General features: G+C 65.4%; 16 protein-coding genes. 9 read left to right on the plus strand and 7 right to left on the minus strand.

The features are described 5' to 3' along the window. Window positions 1–113 precede the first annotated feature (113 nt). Complete coding sequence (locus tag KF838_10780) at window positions 114–1475, plus strand: efflux RND transporter periplasmic adaptor subunit (protein ID QYK47263.1); 1362 nt, start codon at window positions 114–116, stop codon at window positions 1473–1475. 32 nt (window positions 1476–1507) lie between these two features. Further along, window positions 1508–4729 (plus strand): efflux RND transporter permease subunit, encoded by a 3222-nt coding sequence (locus KF838_10785; protein QYK47264.1) that lies wholly within the window; start codon window positions 1508–1510, stop codon window positions 4727–4729. Here KF838_10785 and KF838_10790 read toward each other — a convergent pair. Together KF838_10790 and KF838_10795 are read right to left on the minus strand one after the other, a co-directional pair. Beyond that, window positions 4716–6134, minus strand: coding sequence for a Do family serine endopeptidase (locus tag KF838_10790; protein QYK47265.1), 1419 nt, complete (start codon window positions 6132–6134; stop codon window positions 4716–4718). The genes KF838_10785 and KF838_10790 overlap by 14 nt on opposite strands. Window positions 6135–6189: 55 nt before the next feature. After that, window positions 6190–6654 (minus strand): 6-carboxytetrahydropterin synthase, encoded by a 465-nt coding sequence (locus KF838_10795; protein QYK47266.1) that lies wholly within the window; start codon window positions 6652–6654, stop codon window positions 6190–6192. 168 nt (window positions 6655–6822) lie between these two features. On the opposite strand from KF838_10795, the gene holA reads away from it, so the two are divergent. Continuing rightward, on the plus strand, window positions 6823–7875 hold the full coding sequence (gene holA / locus KF838_10800) for a DNA polymerase III subunit delta (protein QYK47267.1): 1053 nt from the start codon (window positions 6823–6825) through the stop codon (window positions 7873–7875). 84 nt (window positions 7876–7959) lie between these two features. Beyond that, the gene (locus KF838_10805) at window positions 7960–9165 is read left to right on the plus strand and encodes a hypothetical protein (GenBank protein ID QYK47268.1); all 1206 of its coding nucleotides are present in this window, start codon (window positions 7960–7962) and stop codon (window positions 9163–9165) included. A 17-nt stretch (window positions 9166–9182) separates the two neighbouring features. Here the strand turns inward: KF838_10805 and KF838_10810 are convergent, their stop codons facing one another. Then, on the minus strand, window positions 9183–9464 hold the full coding sequence (locus KF838_10810; GenBank protein QYK47269.1) for a hypothetical protein: 282 nt from the start codon (window positions 9462–9464) through the stop codon (window positions 9183–9185). 143 nt (window positions 9465–9607) lie between these two features. Then, window positions 9608–9835, minus strand: coding sequence for a hypothetical protein (locus tag KF838_10815; protein QYK47270.1), 228 nt, complete (start codon window positions 9833–9835; stop codon window positions 9608–9610). A gap of 292 nt (window positions 9836–10127) precedes the next feature. Between KF838_10815 and KF838_10820 the strand changes: the two genes are divergently transcribed. Continuing rightward, window positions 10128–10586 carry an acyl-CoA thioesterase gene (locus KF838_10820; GenBank protein ID QYK47271.1) on the plus strand — a complete coding sequence of 153 codons (459 nt, stop codon included), beginning with the start codon at window positions 10128–10130 and terminating at the stop codon, window positions 10584–10586. A 5-nt stretch (window positions 10587–10591) separates the two neighbouring features. On the opposite strand, the gene KF838_10825 is transcribed toward KF838_10820, so the two are convergent. The 3 genes from KF838_10825 to KF838_10835 form a co-directional block, all read right to left on the minus strand. Continuing rightward, entirely contained in the window at window positions 10592–11023 is a 432-nt protein-coding gene (locus KF838_10825; protein QYK47272.1) for a ferritin-like domain-containing protein, read from the minus strand. After that, window positions 11023–11694 carry a biliverdin-producing heme oxygenase gene (locus KF838_10830; protein QYK47273.1) on the minus strand — a complete coding sequence of 224 codons (672 nt, stop codon included), beginning with the start codon at window positions 11692–11694 and terminating at the stop codon, window positions 11023–11025. Before KF838_10830 ends, KF838_10825 begins: the two co-directional genes overlap by 1 nt. Before the next feature lie 130 nt (window positions 11695–11824). Beyond that, the gene (locus KF838_10835) at window positions 11825–12889 is read right to left on the minus strand and encodes a hypothetical protein (protein QYK47274.1); all 1065 of its coding nucleotides are present in this window, start codon (window positions 12887–12889) and stop codon (window positions 11825–11827) included. Between the two features lie 539 nt (window positions 12890–13428). Between KF838_10835 and KF838_10840 the strand changes: the two genes are divergently transcribed. The 4 genes from KF838_10840 (at window position 13429) to KF838_10855 (ending at window position 20322) form a co-directional block, all read left to right on the plus strand. Continuing rightward, window positions 13429–14778 carry an MFS transporter gene (locus KF838_10840; GenBank protein ID QYK47275.1) on the plus strand — a complete coding sequence of 450 codons (1350 nt, stop codon included), beginning with the start codon at window positions 13429–13431 and terminating at the stop codon, window positions 14776–14778. Between the two features lie 120 nt (window positions 14779–14898). Then, window positions 14899–17307: a VWA domain-containing protein gene (locus KF838_10845; protein QYK47276.1), complete on the plus strand. Its 2409-nt coding sequence runs from the start codon at window positions 14899–14901 to the stop codon at window positions 17305–17307. A 106-nt stretch (window positions 17308–17413) separates the two neighbouring features. Next, window positions 17414–18622, plus strand: a complete 1209-nt coding sequence (locus KF838_10850) for a hypothetical protein (GenBank protein QYK47277.1) — start codon at window positions 17414–17416, stop codon at window positions 18620–18622. A 116-nt stretch (window positions 18623–18738) separates the two neighbouring features. Continuing rightward, window positions 18739–20322 (plus strand): DUF4139 domain-containing protein, encoded by a 1584-nt coding sequence (locus KF838_10855; protein ID QYK47278.1) that lies wholly within the window; start codon window positions 18739–18741, stop codon window positions 20320–20322. Window positions 20323–20368: the final 46 nt, after the last annotated feature.

The following is a 20368-nucleotide window of genomic DNA, read 5'->3' on the forward strand; positions in this document are numbered from 1 at the left end:
ATGGCGTACCCTTGTGACCCGACTGGCGCGTGGATACGCGGCACAGGGGACTGCGAGGGTGTATGGCCGGGCGTGCGTCCACGGGACGCGGAAGCATCTGGTTTCGATTATTCGTGGCGCTGGGCGCGATCGTGTGCGCCATCGCGCTCTTCGGCGTGCTGGTCGCGACAAAGCCCCGTCCAGCCAGATTGGATCGCGAGCCCCCCGTCCTCACCGTGCGGACCGTGACGCTGGCCGAGGTTGAGGCGCCACGCGTCTGGGTGGGCTACGGCACAGCAAAGGCGATGCGTGTTGCCGAGATCAGTGCCGAAGTCAGCGCGCAGGTTGTCGGGCGTGACAAATCCATCGAACCCGGCATGCCGATCGAAGCCGGTGCAACCATTCTCTCGCTGGAACGAGGAGATTTCGAGAAACGAGTCGCGTCTGCGGAAGCACGCGTGGCCGCGCTGCGAGCTCAGATCGACGGCCTGGACTCCAGCGAGCGTCGTTGGGTTGAGCAGTCGCGCGTGATCGAGAACGAGATCGAGATCGTCCAGGCGGAACTGGCACGCTACCTCGACGCGCGAGCCAGGGACGCCGCCAACGCCGCGGAGATCGACGCCCGCCTGCTGGTCGCCCGGCGCCTCGAGCGCGAGGCCGCGGCAATCGCCCAGCAGCTCGACGATGTGCCCTTCCAGCGTGCGTCCTTGAGGTCTCAATTGCTCGACCAGGAGGCGGCGCTCGGCATCGCTCGTCGCGAGCTCGAACGAACACAGATCCGCAGCCCGATCGCGGGCGTGCTCCAACGCGTCGATCCACGCCCGGGCGAGTATGTCTCCGCCGGCCAGAGCGTGGCGCGCGTCGTGGATCTGAGCGTCATCGAAGCCCCTCTGCTTGCCCCCATGTCCGCGGCATCCGACTTGCGTGTCGGCGACAAGGTCGAAGCGGCATCCGACTCTCCCTCATCACCCACGTGGCAGGGTCGTATCGCGCGGATCTCTCCAGAGGCGGACGCGCTGAGCCGCACGATCACGCTCTACGCCGAGATCGAGCAGGACACATCGGGCGACACGACCCAGCTCCTCCGTCCCGGCCAGTTTCTCGTGTCGCGTGTGCAGTCAGGAATCCGGTCGCGTCGCCTTGTAGTGCCGCGCCGAGCCATCGACGGCGATCGCGTGATGGTCGCGATCGAAGACGCGGAGACACCCGGCATCATGCGGGCACGCTCTCGCGAGATACGCACGCTGTACCACCTCGACGCGTCCTTCCCCGCCCTCGACCCGCTTGAGACCCAGTGGTCCGTCGTAGAGGGCGAGGTCGCGCCCGGCGACATTGTGATTGTGTCTAACCTCGACGCGATCACACCCGGAACTCGCGTGCGCACCGCGCAGGGCCGAGACACCTCAGATTCTGCCGCTCGCGATCCAGCCTCGCCTGATCGGAACACCCCTCACGCAGTGCGCGGCTCGCCCAGCCATACCGGGGGTGGATCGTGAGTCTCTCCTCGTTCGGCGTGAAGAGACCCGTCGTGGCAGATCTCGTGATGTGGGCCGTGATCGCGGCGGGCATCATCTTCGGATCCCAGCTCACGCGCGAGTTCTTCCCCGAGACCCGCCCGAACCGTGTCCAGGTCTCTGCCCCGTATCCGGGCGCATCGCCGGACGAGGTCGAGAACTCCATCGCCAAGAAGATCGAGGACGCGCTGACGTCACTCGACAACGTGAAAGAGATCACCAGCACCGTCGTCGAGGGCGGCGCGTCGGTCGTGGTCGAGTTCGAGGATCGCGTCCGAGTCAAAGAAGCCGTGGCGGAAGTCAAGCGGGAGATCGACGCTCTGCAGGACTTCCCCGCCGAGGCCGAACGCATCACCGTGCGAGAGCTCGAGCCGAATCTGCCCGTGATCGTTCTCTCGATTTTCGGCGACGCGCCCGAAGCAGAACTGAAGCACGCGATCCTTGAAGTCAGAGACGACCTTCGCTCCCTTCCGCGCATGGGCGACGTGCTGATCTCAGGCATCCGAACCAACGAGATCCGCGTCGAGGTCGAGCCCACCGAACTCGTCCGCCACGACCTCTCCATCGCGCAGGTCGCCGATCGCGTCCGTCAGTCGATGCTCGAACTCCCCGGCGGCTCCGTCCGTTCGAGCACCACCACCATCGCCGTGCGGACCCTCGGAGCGGAGGAACGCGCCGACGCCGTCCGAGAGATCCCGATCAAAGCGACCGACGGGGGCTTCGTGCTGCGGCTCGGCGACATCGCGACCGTGACGGAGGGCTTCGCCGATGTCGATCTCGCCGAGCGACTGAACGGCAAGCCCTCGGTGTCCGTCACCATCCTCAAGATCGGCCGCCAGGACGCCGTTCGCCTCGCGGAGATCGTCAAGGCCTACGCCGCGGGACTGCGGGGCGATCCGTTCGAGGCCACACGCGGCGAGTCCTTCCGCATGCTCCTCCGTCGGCCCGGCTCGACCGATCCCGTCTCGGACCGCCAGCGCGCGTGGGAACTCGGCTCCTCCCGTGCGATTCGCACGCCGCTTCCCGGCGATGTGGCTCTCACGACAGACCTCGCACGGTTCATCGTCGGCCGTCTCGATCTCCTGACACGCAACGCGATCACGGGCGGGTGTCTGGTCTTTCTCACGCTGATGCTTTTCCTCAACCTGCGTGTCTCGCTCTGGGTCACGGGCGGCATGGCGATCTCGATCATCGGAACGCTCGCCGTCATGCGATTCGCCGGGATCTCGCTCAACCTGCTGTCGATGTTCGGATTGATCATCGTGGTCGGCCTGCTCGTGGACGACGCGATCGTCGTTGCAGAGAACATCACCGCCAAGCACGAGGCAGGAGCCGCGCCCGACGAAGCCGCGATCGCCGGAGCGGAACAGGTCGCATGGCCGGTCGTCGGCACGGTCCTTACGACGATCTGTGCTTTCCTACCCCTCACGTTCCTCGACGGCCAGACCGGCGAGCTGCTCTCACAGCTCCCGATGGTCGCCGCCTGCGCGCTGGCGGTGTCGCTCCTGGAATCGCTCTTCATCCTCCCGAGGCACATGTCGCACGCGCTCCGCGCACAAGACAGAGCCGCCAGGAGCGGCCGCCAGACGCTGGTCGGCCGCCTCGAATCCGGCTTCGACCGCGCCCGCGAAGCGTTCCTCCACGAGCGGCTGATTCCCGCATACGCGCGCCTGCTCACATGGTGCCTCCGCCGGCGCTGGATGACCCTCACACTCTTTGTCGCCGCCCTGATCGCCTCGCTTGGCATGCTCGCGGGCGGCCGCCTCAAGTTCGTCTTCCTCGACTCCAGCGATGCCGAAACCGTGACCGCCGAACTCCGCATGCCCGTCGGCACCCCGCTCATCGAAACCGATCGCATCGCGCGCAAGATCGAGCGAGCCGCACTCGACCAGCCCGAGGTCGTCTCGGTCTACGCCCTCGTGGGATCCATCTCCTCGCTCTCCGGCGACGGCGGAGGATCGCAGCAGACCCACCTCGCGCAGCTCATCATGGAACTCGCCCCCGTCGAACAGCGCGAGCGCACCAGCGACGAGGTGATCGTCGCGATACGCAAGTCGCTCGGGCAGATCCCCGGCGTCAAGTCGCTGCGGATCCAGGGGATGGTTGGCGGCCCGGAGGGCACCGACATCACGCTCACGGCAACCGGAGCCGATCCCGCGCTGCTCGCGCCGGTCGCCGCCAGAATCGAGGACGCGCTCGCCGACTTCGATGGCGTCTACGACATCGCGAACGATGCCGATCGCGGGCAGCGAGAACTCCGCATCCGCCTGCGTCCCGGCGCCAGCGAGCTCGGATTCACCACCGAGAACGTCGCGAGGCAGATCCGCGCCTCGGTCTTCGGGCTTGAGGCACACACCTTCCCGGGACGCCTCGAAGATGTCGATGTTCGCGTCACCCTCCCCGAATCGGCGCGACGCAGCATCGCAACCATCGAGTCGCTGCGCCTGCTCTCCCCCGGCGGGCGCAGCGTGCCGCTTGCAGAGATCTGCACGCTCGACGAGACAGAGGGATACGCGACCGTCAGACGCCTGAACGGCAACCGAGCCATCACGGTCAGCGCGGACGTGGACAACGCCGTCGCGAACACCGAGCAGATCACCGCCGCCCTGCGCCCGCTGCTCCGCTCGCTCGAAGCAGAGTTTCCTGGCGTCCGGATCATGGAACGCGGACGCCAGAAGGACATGGCCGAGTCGTTCCAGCGTCTCCCGCTCGGCATGCTCACATCGCTGGGCCTGATCTACTTCGTCCTCGCGTGGCTCTTCGGCAATCACATCCAGCCGATCGTCGTCATGACCGCCATCCCCTTCAGTCTGATCGGCGTGATCTGGGGCCACCTCATCCTCGGCTTCAGCATGACGTTCCTGTCGCTCATCGGCTTCGTCGCGCTCTCCGGCGTTGTCGTCAACGACTCGCTGGTCTTCATCGAGTTCTTCAACCACGCCAGGCGCAACGGTGTCCCGACGATCGACGCCCTCGTCCACGCCGGGCGAAACCGCATCCGCGCCATCCTGCTGACGACCATCACAACCGTCGCCGGCCTCGCTCCCATCATGCTCGAACAGTCATTCCAGGCCAGGTTCCTCATCCCCATGGCCATCACCATCAGCTTCGGCCTCATGTCCGCCACCGCGATGATCCTCATCGCGCTGCCGTGCATCATCGGCGCGTGCGGCGATGTACGCACCCTCCTCGCAAAGCTCTGGGGCTCCAAACCGACCGACATCAACGCCGGATGATCACATAGCCGCGCCGGTTCCCGCGCTCGACGTCGATGCGAACGCCCTGCCTCCACGACGCGCTCTGCAACGCCTGACGCAGCTCCGCAACGTTGGCGATCATCCGCCCGTTGATCGCATAGATCAGATCGCCCGGCTCAAGCCCCTCGCGCCGCGCAAGCCCGCCCGGAGCCACAGACGCGATCTGCACGCCCCCCGCGTCCGCATCGCCGAATCCCGACGCGCCGAGCCGCACCGCGTTGATCACCGTGATGCCCAGCGACTCGATCGACTCCTCCCGACGAGCCGCCGCCAGCCACTCCTCGCGATCAGCGATCTGGGCCTCGATCACACGTCGATCCCCATCGCGAAGCACCTCGACAGAAATCGTCTGCCCCGGCGGCGTGAACGCGATGGCGTTGCGCAGCCGATTGAACGAGTCCACCGGCTTTCCATCGAACGCGACGACAACATCTCCCACGCGAAGCCCGGCGCGATCCGCGGGGCTCTCGGGCATCACGCCCTCGATGATCGCCCCGCTTGGTGCCGCAAGGCCCAGACGCGCCGCACGCGACACGTCGATATCGCCCCACACCGCGCCCAGAAACCCCCGCTGCGGACGCCCGCTCGCGATGATGTTCTCCATCACGCTCCGCGCCATCTTCGCGGGAATCGCGAACCCCAGCCCGATCGATCCACCCGACCGCGTGATGATCGCCGTGTTGATGCCCACCACCCGGCCGTCCAGATCGAGCAACGGCCCGCCCGAGTTCCCAGGGTTGATCGCGGCGTCCGTCTGTATGAACTCCTCGTACAACCCCTCGGCGGATCTGCGCCCGACGATCCCGCTCCGCCCCTTCGCGCTCACGATCCCCGCAGTCACGGAGGAATCGAACCCGAACGGAGATCCGATCGCGACGACCCACTCGCCGACCTCGAGCGCGTCAGAGTCACCGAACGCAAGTATCGGAAGCCCGGTCGCGTCAACCTTCAGCACCGCAAGATCCGTCGCCGGATCAGCCCCAACCAACTGGCACTCGAGCTCACGCCCGTCCGCAAGACGCACCCGCAACTGGTCCGCGCCCGCGACGACGTGGTTGTTCGTGAGGATGTATCCATCCTCGGTCACGATGACGCCCGAGCCCAGCCCGCCCGGCGCGAGTTCCGCCCGTGGCGCGTCAAAGAGCGACCGCCTCGTGTACACCTGCTGGAGCGACGTGATGTGTACCACCGACGGCTCTGCTCGCTTCGCCACATGCTGGAACGCCCGTGAGAGCGAACGTGCCGCCGCGATATCCGCCTTCTCATCCGGCGTCGCGCCCGGGGGCTGGAGTGTCATCGCCGATGCAGTGCTCGTGACAATCGCCGCGCCGAGAAGCACCGCGGCACCCGCAAGACGAAATCGACTGAGACCTGCCCGGATCATGCTGGTTGCTCCATTGCCGCGTGACTCGGGCAAACCGCGCAGAGCGAGCCCGACCTCACGATTCTGCATACTCCGCCCAGGTCGAACTCGTCTCTCCAACCCGAACACGCTCGAGTCTGAGTCCGACCGGGAACGCATAGGTGATACCGCTGCGGTCGGTAAAGGTCCGCCCTGAGCCGATCCTGTCCTTCACAAAGTCGAAGATGTGCTTCGCGAGCACTTCCGTCGTCGGATCCAGCCCCTCGAAGACCACCAAACGATCTCCTATCTCACGCATCGCCCGAAGCGCGGGATCCTCGCTGTTGATCGCCATCGCATGGTCGAACGAATCGATGAACTCCGCAATCGCAACCTTCAACGCCTTGAAGTCGCACACCATGTCGTTGCTGTCTAGCGCGTTCGCCGAGACCACAACCTCGATCCGCCTCGTGTGTCCGTGCGGGAAGCGGCACCGATCCGGGTGCTTCGACAGCATGTGACCAGACTCAACCTCGAAGATCTTGCAGACTCGGTAGACCATGCGCCACATGCTCCAGGGTGCTGAACGGGGATCGTAGGGTCCGACACCCCGCATACTCCCAACCGTCCCAAGCACCCGCCTCACCCGCCTCCCAGATCCACGCCCGCCCGCTCAGACAGGCACAAGCTACTCGCCCGACCCTCCCCCACCCTCGCCCTATGCTGGAGCATGGCCAAAAAGCCCGGCACAAAGTCCGACACCGGCTCCAAGGGTGGTGACCTCAGCACCTTTGATCCCTCGCGCAGGATCATCGTCCTGTATGGCGAGAACGACTTCCTCCGGCTTGAGTTCACGACCCATCTGCGCGAGTCGCTCGAACAGCACCACGGGGGCATCGATGTCTTCTCGTTCGACGGCCTCACCGCCTCACCCGCGGAAGTGCTCGACGAATGCCGCTCGTTCGGACTAATGTCTTCGCACAAAGTGGTCATTGTCGAGAACGCCGCCGATCTCGTCAAAGAAGACGCGAGGCCCCTCTTCGAGCGCTACGCCGAATCGCCGAACGATGGTACAACCCTCGTACTCCGCGGCACGATCTGGCGAGGCGGGAAACTGGACGAACTGATCATCCGACACGGCGTCGTCCATTACTGCGGCCCACTCGACTTCGCAAAGCTCGCCGCATGGACCGCCCGCCGCGCCGCGAAACGCCACAACGCCACCGTGCAGCCAGACGCCGCACGCATGCTCGTCTCACTCCTCGACGGACACATGACCCGCATCGACACGGAACTCGCCAAGCTCGCAGCGGCCGGTGCGGGCCCTGACGGCAAGGCAACCATCACGGCCGATCTGGTGGCGGCCCATGTCGGTGATGAGCGCGAAGCCGACCTCTGGCAGATCCAGTCGGAGTTCCTCAATCCGGACCCTCGGATCGGGCTCGAGAATCTCCGCACACTCCTCGAAACCTCACGGGAACCCGCTCTCAAGATCCAGTGGGCCCTGACAGACCTGGCGAGAAAGATCCACGCCGTGACCGCTGTCGCGCGCCAAGGGGGGAACGTCCGCGCAGCAGGCAGTGCCGCCAAGATCTACGGAGCAGGAGCCGAGCCGATCTACGACCTCTCGCGTCGGGCGTCGGCAGAGGCAGCCGCCGATCTCTTCCAGGCGTGCGTCCGTGCCGACGCGGCCTCGAAGCGAGGCAGCGATCCCATCCGGTCCTTGGAAGCACTGGCCATCAGATTCGCAAGGTTCGCGGCGCATCCGGCCGATCACTCCTGACAGGAACCCCAACCGTTCCGTGATCGCGTTCAGGATGGACGCGGCAGACTCCATGACCTCGCACCAGGCCGCAGGAGGCGAACCGTGCGACACCGATCCCATGTTTCCACTGTGCCCGCACTCCTCGCCCTCGCGATGCTGACATCGTGCGGGCAGAGCACCAGAACCACGCGCACACAGAACGATCGCGACCAGCCGGTCACCGTCGGCCTAGCTGCCCTCGAACGCGGTGAATCGCCGGCAATCCGAGGCACGACACCCGACCCCTACCAGCAGCCCGAACCGGGATCGGTCGAGGACCTGGCCGCGCGATCCGCCCTCGACCTCGAACGGGTCCTCGCAGACGCCGCGACACGCGACGCAGCACAAACGACCCCCACCGCAGCCGCACGCACATCGTCGCCCGCGGCCCAGCCCGAGCCGGTCATCCAATCGACCGACGGGCAAGGCGTCTCCGTCGGGCTGGTCTCCGTTGAGAGAAACCCGCAATCAGCCGGCGGCGGTCCGGGAGGCGCCGCCGCCGGTTCACAAGCCAGTACCGGGCTAGCTGCGATCGCCGGAGCAGAGACTTCGGAGCACTCCGTCGAAGGTGCCGCCGCCGAGTTCTCCGATCTGCTGATCGCGCGAGCGGCACAGAGCCCCGCCCCCATGGGTGATCTCGCGCTCGCCGCCGCAATCGCGGGAAGCCAGGGCCGCCCGACCCCGAATGTCGGCACCATTGCGCCCACAGAACGCGCAGTCCTCGATGCAATACGTTCGATCCACCAATCGATCGCCACATCCGACTCAGAGGGCTCTGCATCGATCGATCACGCCGACGCACTTCGAGCCGCGGCGGATCGCGCCTCAGAGGGCCTGCCGCTGCGCATCACAGAAGCTCGCCTCTGCACCCGCGTCAACGGGTTCGGCGACTACAACGAACTCAACGTGAACTCGTTCCTCGCCGGTCGCCCCGCCCGCGTGATCGTTTACACCGAGGTCGATCGCTTCGCGAGCAGGCCCGGCCCGGGCGTACGCCGCACGGTCGAACTCTCGCAGGAAATCGACGTCTACCACGACTCAGACGGCGCACACTGCTGGAAACGCCCGGCTCAGAGCATCTCCGAGTCTTCCCGCACCAAGCGTCGCGACTTCTTCATCACAAACGCGATCGAACTCCCCTCAACCCTCACGGTCGGAAAGTACCGCATGAAGATCACCATGCGCGACCTGACCAGCAACAGCGTCGCAGAGACAACCATCCCCTTCACGATCGTCGCGGACGCGAAACTCGCTCACACATCCGAATGATCGCGGCCCGGAATCGATCACCGCTCGTGAGAATGAAAGTCTTGTCCCGGCATCCGCACGCGCACGTTCCTGCGCCCGTCGAGCATGCCGTTCGGTCGCTTCGCCCGCGCCCACTTCACCCTGACCCACGCCACGCACCACACGATGCCGACCAGCACAACGCACGCGATCGCCAGGCCGATCGCCACCGGCAGCAGCAGAACAAACAGCGCGAACGAAACCATCAGCGCCAGCACGCCCCAGAGCGTGATCAGCGCATCGGGCGAGGTCGCACGTTGGCCCGCGTGAACCCGTCTCATGCATTATCGTAGTTCGGTTTCACTGCGATGCGCTTCCGCTCACAAGCCCAAAAAGCAGCCGGGCCCGTCGCGCGGGCCCGGCGAAACAACCGTCGCTCCTCCAGTCAGCGACGGAAGTGGACCTGAATGTCAAACGCCGACGCTCACTCGCGCCGGGCCTTTAGTAGAGCAATTCCTGACGCCGCAAGCAAGGCCATTGAGCCCGGAGAAAGCATCCAATCACTCGACGCGGGCGTGTGGGCTCGCATCTGATCCTCCACAACCTGCGGGGCAAGGGGATCCGCGGCACCGAGCGCGGTACCAAGCCCGACAACCGTCACGAGTACCGCGCTGCTGGCCGCCAGCGCGACAAAGGCCCTTCTGCGAGGCATCAGACGATCTCCCTTCATCGAGTCGTCCAGCGTGCGACGACCCCTGTGGGCGGCGTTCCCACGCCGACCCACTCTCTCCAACGAAGAACGTATCACCAATCCTCACTCTTTCAAGGCGCACAGGCAGAACTCATCGATTCTGCACGCCAGACACACCGATTCTGGCAACACCAATGACCCCTCAAGCCCGATACCGCTACACACACAAACCGTCCGATAACCGAATCCGTTCGCGTATACCGCTTTGCCATCCAGACACGCCCGATATCCGAATCTGGGGGTAGCATCCCGCATGCGCGACCTGCGATCAGCCCTTGCTGCCAACCCTCTCCCTGAACGAGCCCCGAGCACCGAGGGCTCGCTGCGGGTCCGCGTCCGATACTGCGAGTGCGACCCGATGGGCGTCGCCCATCACGGCTCCTACATCCCCTGGCTCGAGATGGCCCGCACCGAGTTACTGCGCTCCAGCGGCGTTTCATACGCCCAGCTCGAAGGAGCAGGCATCTTCCTCGTCGTCGCCAAACTCTCAGTCGCCTATCGCCGACCGATCCTGTACGACGACGTGATCGAGGTCCGTTGCCGCGTGTCGGGTGGAGGACGCGTCAAAATCGAGCACGCCTATGAGATCCACATCGTCGAGCGCAACAACACCGCGCTCTCCATCGATGCCGCGGGAGCGAACACAACGCTCGCGTGCGTCGATCGCGAGGGACGAATCGGCGCGCTGCCGGAATGGTTGATGCCCGTGTAGCCGGATCAGGATCGCCAGCCGCGCAGGATGCGCTCGACCTGCTCCATGTGCGAGGTCTCATCTGCGACCATGTCCTCGAGCTGCACCTGAAGCCCCTTCTGCCCCATCGCCTCGGCCTGGGCCGCTCGCTCGGTGTAGCGAGCCACCGCCGCCTTCTCAGCCGCGAGCACCGCTTCGAGCATCGCCTTGTTCTCCGACACCTCTGGAACCGGGGCAGCAACCGTCACCGGCACGCCACCCAGCGCGACGATCTTGTCGGCGAGAAACCTCGCGTGCTCGGTCTCGCCCGCGATCTCGTCGCGAAAGAACTCCGAGAGTTCCCCGCGATTCGGCCCCGTGACCTTCGCGGCATACGTCAGATACTGGATGACCGCCGAATACTCCGAGGCGAGGTCAGAGTTCAGCAGATCGATCATCTGCTCTCTGGTGAGAGGCATCAGACTTCCTTTCCCACCGACCTCCAGACAGCGTCGCTCACGTCGATAATGGCCTGGAACATCGAGGCCGCGCCCTCGACGATGCGATCCTGCTCGACGGCGGTGAACACCTGTGCGTTGAGCGAGGCCTTCCACGATGCCCACGCCTCACGCTGACGCGTGCCGTAGGGATCAAGAGACTTCGTTCCTTCCGCCCCGTCCAACGCGTACACCTTTCTGATGACGCGCGCAATGAACTGGTTACCGTTGTTCGCGCCCTCGAGCACATAGTGCATGCCGATCGATGCCACCGGATCCGCGGCCGTGCGCGAGCCGATCAGATCGATCACGGACCGGGTCTCCGCCAGAGGTGCCAACGAGGACGGATCAACGCCGTAGAACGCGAGATCCTCGCGAACGAGCGGCGCCTTCCTCTGCTCATCGTTCCAGATCGCCGCCACAGCCGGATGCGAACGCGCCGCCCCGGCGACCGCACGCTCCAGCGCCTCGTGAACCAGCAGCATCTGCCCGAGGAATCCGGCGTACGCCTCCCGCGACAGACGCCCCTGAACAAGCGCCGCCTGCAGAGGAGACTTCTCCGCCCGCGTGTGAAGATCCGCCGTCTCCACCTTCAAGCGGTCACCGATAGAAGTTGCCACAGAAGAAGCCGCGCCGGGCGTGAACGTTGTCATGGTCGCTCCGTAAGTCATTCCATCCACAGTTGAGACTCAGTCTCAGATCATAGCCCGCACGGCCTTTGACTCCAATAAAGAAGGGTCGCCACCCCGCGGCGGCGACCCCCATGTCCGACAAACCAAGCTCTCAACCGACCGCACGCCGGCGACGCACAGACAGCATCCCCCCGAGAGCCAGGAGCGCGAACGCTCCGGGCGCAGGCACGATGTAGAGGTCGCGCGGTGAGACAATCGGATCCGCCGTCAGAACCGTGTACCCCGTGCCGTCGAGGCGGATCTCGCTGATCAGACCGACGTCCGCCGGGACGTGCTGCTGCACCAGCACAAGCCGGTTCGTGTAGCGGTTGTACTCGATGCGGGTCGCGTAGTCGATCCCGCTGGCAATCTCCGTGATGCCGAAGCCGCCCGAGAGATCGATCTCGTACACCTTGCCGTTGTCCTTGCTGGTCATGAAGATCCGACCGGTGTTGGTCGTGGTCAGACCACGCGCATCGAAGATCCCCTCCGCCAGCCCGAGCGAGCCCGCATCGCCGAGGTCAGCAAGCAGGGACATCGTTCCATTGAGCGCGCCGTCGATCGACAGCCGCCACATCGTCGCCGAGTACAGGTTCCCGGGACCACCGAACGCACCGCCGTTCCCGGCGACCACGAGATAGTCATCCGTGCCGTCGGCGATCTTCGTCATCCACACGCCGTCGTAATAGAACGGACGCGAGGCGGGGTCGGGCTCGCTCCACACGGTCGTGGTCGTGCCGTTCAGATGGTACGCGAGCACACCGTCGAGCGCGGGATCGATCGGGTGACGCCCGGGGTTGTTGATCGACATCAGCACGCCGCGCGCCTTGTCCCAACGCAGATGGATCGGATTCTGCGAGGGATTGCCCGAAGCAAGCGCGGAGACGCTCGGTGATGCCGCGAAGATGTCGTCGATCTCGAAGATCGACGCGCTGGACTCCGTCGGCGGAATCGGACCGTTCGCGACGTACCACTTCCCGTTCCCCGCGCGGGTGATCCCCGCGAGCCGAGTCGTCGGATCCGCGAACGTGACAAGCGTCGTCAAGGATCCACCCGACAGCACCTTGATGCTGTCGTCCGACTGATTGGTGAAGACGATGTCGCCGTTCACGCCACCGGCAGAGGTCGCCAACCCCGCCGCAGCGACAACAGCGCCGGCACAGAACCACTTTCTCATGATGCACCTTGCCTCTTGCGCGCTCGGAACAGGTGGGGCGCGTCGTGAGCGCAGCGACAACGCCCGATTCCGGGCGTTCGGCTGGATGACCTCCGCGCCGAACGTCCGGCGGTTTCGTGGGTCAACGCTCCGTCTTTGTCATCACGCGCAAGGGTCCTCCCGGCGCGATCTCAGGCCACTCCACCACACAACATAGCCGAGAACCCCCAAAAAACGAGGAATAGTCCGAGAAAACATACTTCACACACCCACACATGCGAACATGACCCCACCGCTCGGCACCTGGTGGCCATCTGACATGCGACGATCCACGATCCGCTCACGGTTATTGGACTCACAACGCGCATTCTCCGCGCAACCTCGCCGGCACACCCGTGTCCTGCGCCCGCTCAACCGCTTAGCTCGATTTCCGTGGATCCACCCGGCACGCGACAGCATCCGAACGACACCAGGCGAACGATCTACACGTGCGCCCGCTCGGGCTTGCCTCCACCTCGCCGGCAACCCCGGCTTTGCGACTCCCCGCTCGCGCCTCTTTCATGACCACCACACCAGCACACGTCGTAATCCCTGCCGCACCAGCAACCACGCGGGTCTCACTGCGCCTCGGTGCCGTGATCGTCTGCCATGCCATCGTCGATCTCTTCTCCTTCCTCTTTGTCCCACTCATCACGGTTATCGAGGGACACTTGCGCATGACCCACGAGCAGGGCGCGATGGTCATCGCGCTCGGCTCGATTTGCTCGGGCTTGATCCAGCCGACAACCGCGTGGATCTGCGATCGATTCAACACACGCCTCCCCGGTGTGCTTGGGCTCCTCTGCGCAGGATTCGCCGCGCTCCTCGTCGGACACGTTCAGACCTTCGAGCAATTGCTCCTGCTGCAGGTGATCGCGGCCAGCGGCGTCGGCGCTTTCCACCCCGTTGCCGCCGCCGCAACCGGAAAGCTCGGCGGCTCGCGAAGATCACTCGCCCTCTCCGGCTTCTACATGGCCGGCATGCTGGGCGGCATGTCCGGAAACGTCATGTTCCCGGTCTGGGTGCAGAGCGTGGGCCAGGGCGATTCCGGCGTCGGACTCCGCTCGCTCGCGTGGGCCATGATCGCAGCGGTCGTCTTCACGGTCGTGCTCCAGATGGCGATCGGTCGCCTCGACCACCGCAACCAGCGAGCCCATGGCGAGATCCCGCACCCCAGAATCCCCCACCGCTGGCGATCCGTCTGGCTCCTCTACGCCGGCAACGCGATCCGATTCACCGTGAACGCCTCCATGATGCTGCTTGTCGCCCGCTGGACCGAGATGGAAGCCGTCACACGCGCGAATGCCATCGACCTGAGCGACGCGCTCCGCGGACAGGCCTCGATCCGCAACGGACCGCTGCAGGCATCCATGCAGCTCGGCGCCGGCGCAGCCGCCATGATCGCCGGCGCGTTCATCGCGCACCGACACGAACGCCTCTCACTCCTCATCTGCCCGGTGCTCGGAGCCGCTGCCATCGCGGCATTCCCCTTCACCCTCGGCCTGGGCTCTGACAATGCCGCGCTCATCGCGGCGGGAATCGTCTGCGTCGTCGTGGGTGTCGGCACCGGCGCGCTCGTTCCCATGACCATCGGCATCGCCCAGCGGCTGCTCACCGATCACACATCCCTCGCCAGCGGGCTCATGCTCGGAGGCGCATGGACTCTCGCCGCCGTCGGCCCGCCGCTCACACAGGTCGTAGTCACCCGGTTCGGATTCCTCGAGGCCTGCCTGATCGTCGCGGCACTCACCGCCGCCTCCAGCGGTCTAGCCCTCTGGCTGAGAGTCCCTGACGACGCACCCCCAGGTGCCGGCGCACAGCCCGCCGATCCAACGCCCGGCACGCCCCTGCTCTCGCCACGAGCCGAATAAAGATCGCATCTCCTCCCGCCAACGGTTACGGAACCGTGACGCCCCAAACGCCGACGGGTGAGTATCACCATGGTGTCAGGATCGCCCACTCAGGGCGAGCCGCACCCCGGGAGTCTCACCATGCCCACCCACACAGCACCGACCCGCACGCTCGCTCGACGCACCGGATCCATGCGAGCATGGGTCATCGTGTGCGCGGCCGCTCTCGGCACGTGCGCCACTCTCCCCGCCCTCGCCCAGGTCGCGCACGCCGCGCCCGACCACGTCAACATCGTCGTGCCCCAGTCGCGCGTGCTCGTCCGCCCCGGCCACACCCAGCCCGTCTCCATCCGCGAGGTCGGCGCGAACGTCTCCATCAGAGAGCAGGTCGCCTCCACCACGCTCACCATCATCCTCGCGAATGCTTCGGGCTCTCCCCAGGAAGCCCAGATCATCCTGCCCGTCCCCGACGGCTCAACCGTCCGCTCGTTCGAGATGGAGGGAATGCCCAACGAAGGGCAGGCCCAGATCCTCGCTCGCGACGAGGCCCGGCGCATATACGAAGACATCGTCCGCTCCATGCGCGACCCCGGCCTCGTCGAGTTCGCCGGGCTGAACCTCATCAAGACCAGCGTCTTCCCCATCGCAGCAGGCGGCACACAAAAAATCCGCCTCACCTACGAGCAGGTCCTCTCCGCCGACGGCAACCGCGTGGACTATGTCCTCCCTCGCACCGAGTCGCTCGAACGCAGCGGCATCTCATGGTCGATCAAGGTCGATGTCGCGTCGAAGTCGCCCATCGCCGCGTTCTATTCGCCGAGCCATGAACTCGTGGTGGAACGCAAGGCCCCGGGAGCCGCAACCATCGCCGTCACGACCGCCGCGGATCCCGGCAGTTTCCGGCTCTCCTACATCACCGAGAAATCACCCGGCAACGGCATCAGCGCATCGCTGATGGCATATCCGGATCCGAAGGTCGCCGAGCAGGGGGGCTACATGCTCCTCATCGCAGGCGTACCCGAACTCCCCGCCGACCGACCCACACTCAAGCGTGAAGTCACCGTCGTCATCGATCGCTCCGGTTCCATGCGGGGCGAGAAGATGGACCAGGCCAAGGCCGCCGCGCTGCAGGTCATCGAGGCGCTGGACGATGGCGAGGCCTTCAACATCATCGACTACTCCGACACCATCGCCTCCTTCTCCGCCACGCCGGTCGTCAAGAGCCCCGAGACCATCGCCAAGATCCGCGAGTACATCGGGAACATCCGCGCCATGGGCGGCACCAACATCCACGACGCGCTCGTCGAAGCCCTGCGCCAGCAGCCCGTCGGCGATGCAACAACAACGATCCCGCTCGTCCTCTTCCTCACCGACGGGCTCCCCACCGTCGGCGAACGCCGCGAGGTCGCAATCCGCGAGGCCGCCGTCAAGGCCAACGCGCACAAGCGCCGCATCTTCACCTTCGGCGTCGGCGTCGATGTCAACGCCCCGCTCCTCTCCGTTCTCGCTCAGAACTCCCGCGCCACCAGCACCTTCGTCCTCCCCAACGAGGACGTCGAAGTGAAGGTCGGCCAGGTCTTCAAGCGCCTCTCCGGCCCCGTGCTCGCAGAGCCGAAACTCATCGTCATGGGCGAGGACGGCACGAGCGCTCCGGCCGGCGCACTCCGCGACATCCTCCCCTCCGTGCTCCCCGATCTCTTCGAGGGCGACCAACTCGTTCTCCTCAGCCAGTACACCTCCACCAAGCCCCTGCGCCTCGCGATCGAGGGGAACTACCTCGGAAAGCCCCGCCGCTTCGAGTTCTCATTCACCTTCGACCACGCAACCACCGCCAACGGCTTCGTCCCCCGGCTCTGGGCCAGCCGCAAGATCGCCGTCCTCATCGACTCGATCCGCCAGGCCACCGCCGATTCGGGCCTCACCACAAGCAACAGCAGCGTCATCGCGAGCGATCCGAAGATGAAGGAACTCGTGGACGAGATCGTCCGTCTCTCCACCGAGTTCGGCATCCTCACCGAGTACACCGCCTTCCTCGCCGCAGAGAGCGGCGCAATGGCGGCGGGAAATGATACGAGCGGCTTCTACATGGCCGATGGCGATGGCTTTCGCCTGACACCAGGCGCTTCTATCCAGTACAGGTACAACCTTGAACTGCAGGCCGCCGAGTCTCTCGAGAAGCGCGCCGCGGGCGACCGCGCCGGCGCTGGCGGCGTCAACCAGTCCATCAACCTCGGCAGACAGGTGCAGCAGGCGCGGGTCAACGTCCGCAACGAATGGGTCGATGCCGACCTCAACGCCGTGCAGACCGCCTCCATCAAGCAGGTCGCCGACCAGACCCTCTACTGCAAGGACGGTGTCTGGATGGACGCTCGCATCTACAACATCGCCGAGACCAAGACCTCCCGCACCATCGAGTTCGCCAGTGACGAGTACTTCACACTGGTCTTGCGCCTCGCAAAGGAGGGCCGCCAGGGGATGCTCGCCGAACGCGCCGACTGCCTCCTCATGGTCGATGCCGAACTCCTCCTCGTCAAAGGCCCCGGCACATAACCCCCGCCGCTCACCCTCACTCATCACCAAGCCCCTCAGTCCTTGCACACCCCTCCCCTCACACACCAGTCTCCACTCACACAGGGAACACACCATGGCACCGCTGATGAATCGCACACCCTCATGGCTCGTCGCACTGCTCGCCGGCTCCACCCTCTCGATCGGAGCCGCCTCGGCACGCCACACCACTCCCACCACCCCGCCCGCAATCGGCGCGATCACCGCCGATCCCGCCGCGCCGCAGGATGTCGCCAAAGAATCCATCATCGACGTCGTCTTCGTGCTCGACACCACCGGCTCGATGTCCGGCCTCATCGAGGGCGCCAAGCAGAAGATCTGGTCGATCGCCAACACCATCGCAACCGCCCAGCCCCGCCCCGTCATCCGCATGGGACTCGTCGCCTACCGCGACCGGGGCGATGAGTACATCACCAAGCTCACGCCCCTCACCGAAGACCTCGACACCGTCTACGCCGATCTCATGAAGTTCGTCGCCGCAGGAGGGGGCGATGGCCCCGAGTCCGTCAACCAGGCGCTCCACGAGGGCGTGATGCTCCAACCCTGGTCCGACGATCACAACGCCCTCAAACTCATCTACCTCGTCGGCGACGCACCACCCCACATGGACTATGAGCAAGACACCAAGTACGCCGAATCCTGCTCCACCGCCGCAGCCAAGGGCATCATCATCAACACCATCCAGTGCGGCTCCTGGTCCGAGACCACCCCCTACTGGCAGGAGATCGCACGCCTCTCAGAGGGCGAGTACTTCGCCATCCAGCAGGATGGAGGCGTCACCGTCGTTGCCACACCCTTCGACGCCGAACTCGCAGCATTGGGCGCGAATCTCGCCGCCACCGCATGCGGCTGGGGAGACGAGGACGCCCAGATGCGCGCCGCAGAGAAGACGGAAGCCGGGCGCGACATCGCCGCCGTCGCGCCCGCAGCGGCCCAGGCCGCCCGCGCCGCGTACTTCGTCTCCGCCGCCGGAAAGACCTCCGCCCTCGGCGAGCAGGAACTCGTCGACGACGTGAGATCCGGACGAGTAAGACTCGACGAGATCCCGAGCGAACAACTCCCCGAAGCGTTCAAAGGACTGACGCTCGCCCAGCAACAAGAGAAGATCGACCGGATCGCCGCGGAGCGCGAGAAGCTCCAGCAGCGCATCACCGAACTCTCGCAGCAGCGTGATGAATACCTCAAGCAGGAGCTGGCCCGGCTCGGCGCAGAGTCGAAGGACAGTTTCGACGCCAAAGTGACCGACTGCCTCCGCGAGCAGGCACAGCGCAAGGGCATCACCTACGACAAGAAGTAACCCGCGACACCGACCGGGGACGCGCCCGCCCGCGGAAACGTCGGCGGTCGCTTTGGGTCCAACAATCAGCCAACACGCGCGGCTCCCAGCACAAGCCGCGCCACGAGGGGATACACATGGCACGCACGTCGCATCGGACTCGCACACGCCTCGCCCGCACGACGCCCCTTGCGCTCGTGCTGCTGTCAGGACTCGCTCCAGCCGCACACGCGCAGCAGGATGAAGCCCCGACAACCTCGCTCACGATCTACAGCACCGCGGTCCCGGGCGCGATCCCCGCCTCGATGTACCGCCCGGTGCCCGAATCACTCCAGTTCTTCTCAGGCAGCCCGAGCGGTCGCTACTACGGCCAGCAGGGCCTCCCCGGCTACGCCGTCGTGCGTCAGGATCGCACCATCAACCTCGCCGAAGGACGCTCCATCACCTCTTTCAACGACGTCGCGGCACTCCTGGATCCGACCACCGTCACCTTCACCTCCCTCACCCACCCTGCGGACACCAAGGTCGTCGAGCAGAACTACCAGTTCGACCTCGTCAGCACACAGAAAATGCTCGAACGCTTCACGGGCAAGCCCGTCGTCCTCGACGGCAAAGAGGTCACGCTTCTCTCCGCCAACACCGGAGGAGGCATCCTCGTCAAAGACGCCGACGGCTCCGTCCGCTGGCAGAACGGCTACGGCGCGATCTCGTTCCCCGGCGTGGCCGACGGCCTGATCACGCAGCCCACGCTGATCTGGGACATCTACACCACAAAGCCCGGCGACCATCGCACCCGCGTCTCCTACCAGACCGAGGGCATCACGTGGTGGGCCGATTACAACGTCGTCTACAGAGAAACCGGAGCGATGAACCAGGGCGAACTCGACATCAACGCCTGGGTCAGCATCCTCAACCAGTCCGGTGCCGACTACCAGAACGCCTCACTCAAGCTCGTCGCCGGCGATGTCCATCGCGCCCCGCAGGGGGGCGGCGTGCCCGTTCCGATGATGAGCCGACGCGAACTCGCCATGGCCGATGCCGCCCCCGCAGGTTTCGCCGAGAAATCCTTCTTCGAGTACCACCTCTACACGCTCGGCCGCCCCACCACGATCCCCCAGGCCTCCACCAAGCAGATCGAGCTCTTCGACGCGCCGCGGAACGTCCCGTGCGAGAAGGTCCTCGTCTACTACGGCGTCGATCAGTCGTGGCGGCCCTACTGGTCCGCCCCCGCGATCGACCGCGACCTCGGCATCCCCTCGAACACAAAGGTCGATGTCTACCTCACGTTCAAAAACACCAAAGACAACGGCATGGGAATGCCCCTGCCTTCCGGGCGCGTCCGCGTCTCCAAGACCGACCCCGACGACGGCTCGCTCGAGTTCATCGGCGAGGATGTCATCGACCACACCGCCAAGGACGAAACGATCCTGCTCAAGCTCGGCAACTCCTTCGACGTCGTCGGCGAACGCCGCAGCATGGATTTCCGCGTCGATCTCTCCCAGAAGTGGATGGACGAAACCATCGAGATCAAGCTCCGCAACCGCAAGCAAGAGCCCGTCAAGGTCATCATCAGAGAGTCCATGTACCGCTGGACACAGTGGGACATCACCGAATCATCCCTCCCGTTCGAGAAACAGGACTCCCGCACCATCCACATCCCCATCACGCTCAAGGCCGACCAGGAAGCCGTCGTCAGGTACAAGGTCCGCTACACGTGGTGACCCCGCACGACCGATGAACCAGTGCGCCGCAGGCGCAAGGAACACC

The sequence above is a fragment of the Phycisphaeraceae bacterium genome, assembly GCA_019454185.1.
In the GTDB taxonomy this organism is placed as follows: Bacteria; Planctomycetota; Phycisphaerae; order Phycisphaerales; family UBA1924; genus JAHBWV01.

Bases quoted from the DNA above. Each gene is read 5' to 3' on its own strand.
- KF838_10850 (QYK47277.1), top strand. From the start codon at position 17,414: ATGAATCGCACACCCTCATGGCTCGTCGCACTGCTCGCCGGCTCCACC.
- holA (QYK47267.1), top strand. From the start codon at position 6,823: ATGGCCAAAAAGCCCGGCACAAAGTCCGACACCGGCTCCAAGGGTGGT.
- KF838_10810 (QYK47269.1), bottom strand. From the start codon at position 9,464: ATGAGACGGGTTCACGCGGGCCAACGTGCGACCTCGCCCGATGCGCTG.
- KF838_10790 (QYK47265.1), bottom strand. From the start codon at position 6,134: ATGATCCGGGCAGGTCTCAGTCGATTTCGTCTTGCGGGTGCCGCGGTG.
- KF838_10825 (QYK47272.1), bottom strand. From the start codon at position 11,023: ATGCCTCTCACCAGAGAGCAGATGATCGATCTGCTGAACTCTGACCTC.
- KF838_10795 (QYK47266.1), bottom strand. From the start codon at position 6,654: ATGGTCTACCGAGTCTGCAAGATCTTCGAGGTTGAGTCTGGTCACATG.
- KF838_10835 (QYK47274.1), bottom strand. From the start codon at position 12,889: ATGAGAAAGTGGTTCTGTGCCGGCGCTGTTGTCGCTGCGGCGGGGTTG.
- KF838_10815 (QYK47270.1), bottom strand. From the start codon at position 9,835: ATGCCTCGCAGAAGGGCCTTTGTCGCGCTGGCGGCCAGCAGCGCGGTA.
- KF838_10840 (QYK47275.1), top strand. From the start codon at position 13,429: ATGACCACCACACCAGCACACGTCGTAATCCCTGCCGCACCAGCAACC.
- KF838_10855 (QYK47278.1), top strand. From the start codon at position 18,739: ATGGCACGCACGTCGCATCGGACTCGCACACGCCTCGCCCGCACGACG.
- KF838_10845 (QYK47276.1), top strand. From the start codon at position 14,899: ATGCCCACCCACACAGCACCGACCCGCACGCTCGCTCGACGCACCGGA.
- KF838_10830 (QYK47273.1), bottom strand. From the start codon at position 11,694: ATGACAACGTTCACGCCCGGCGCGGCTTCTTCTGTGGCAACTTCTATC.
- KF838_10820 (QYK47271.1), top strand. From the start codon at position 10,128: ATGCGCGACCTGCGATCAGCCCTTGCTGCCAACCCTCTCCCTGAACGA.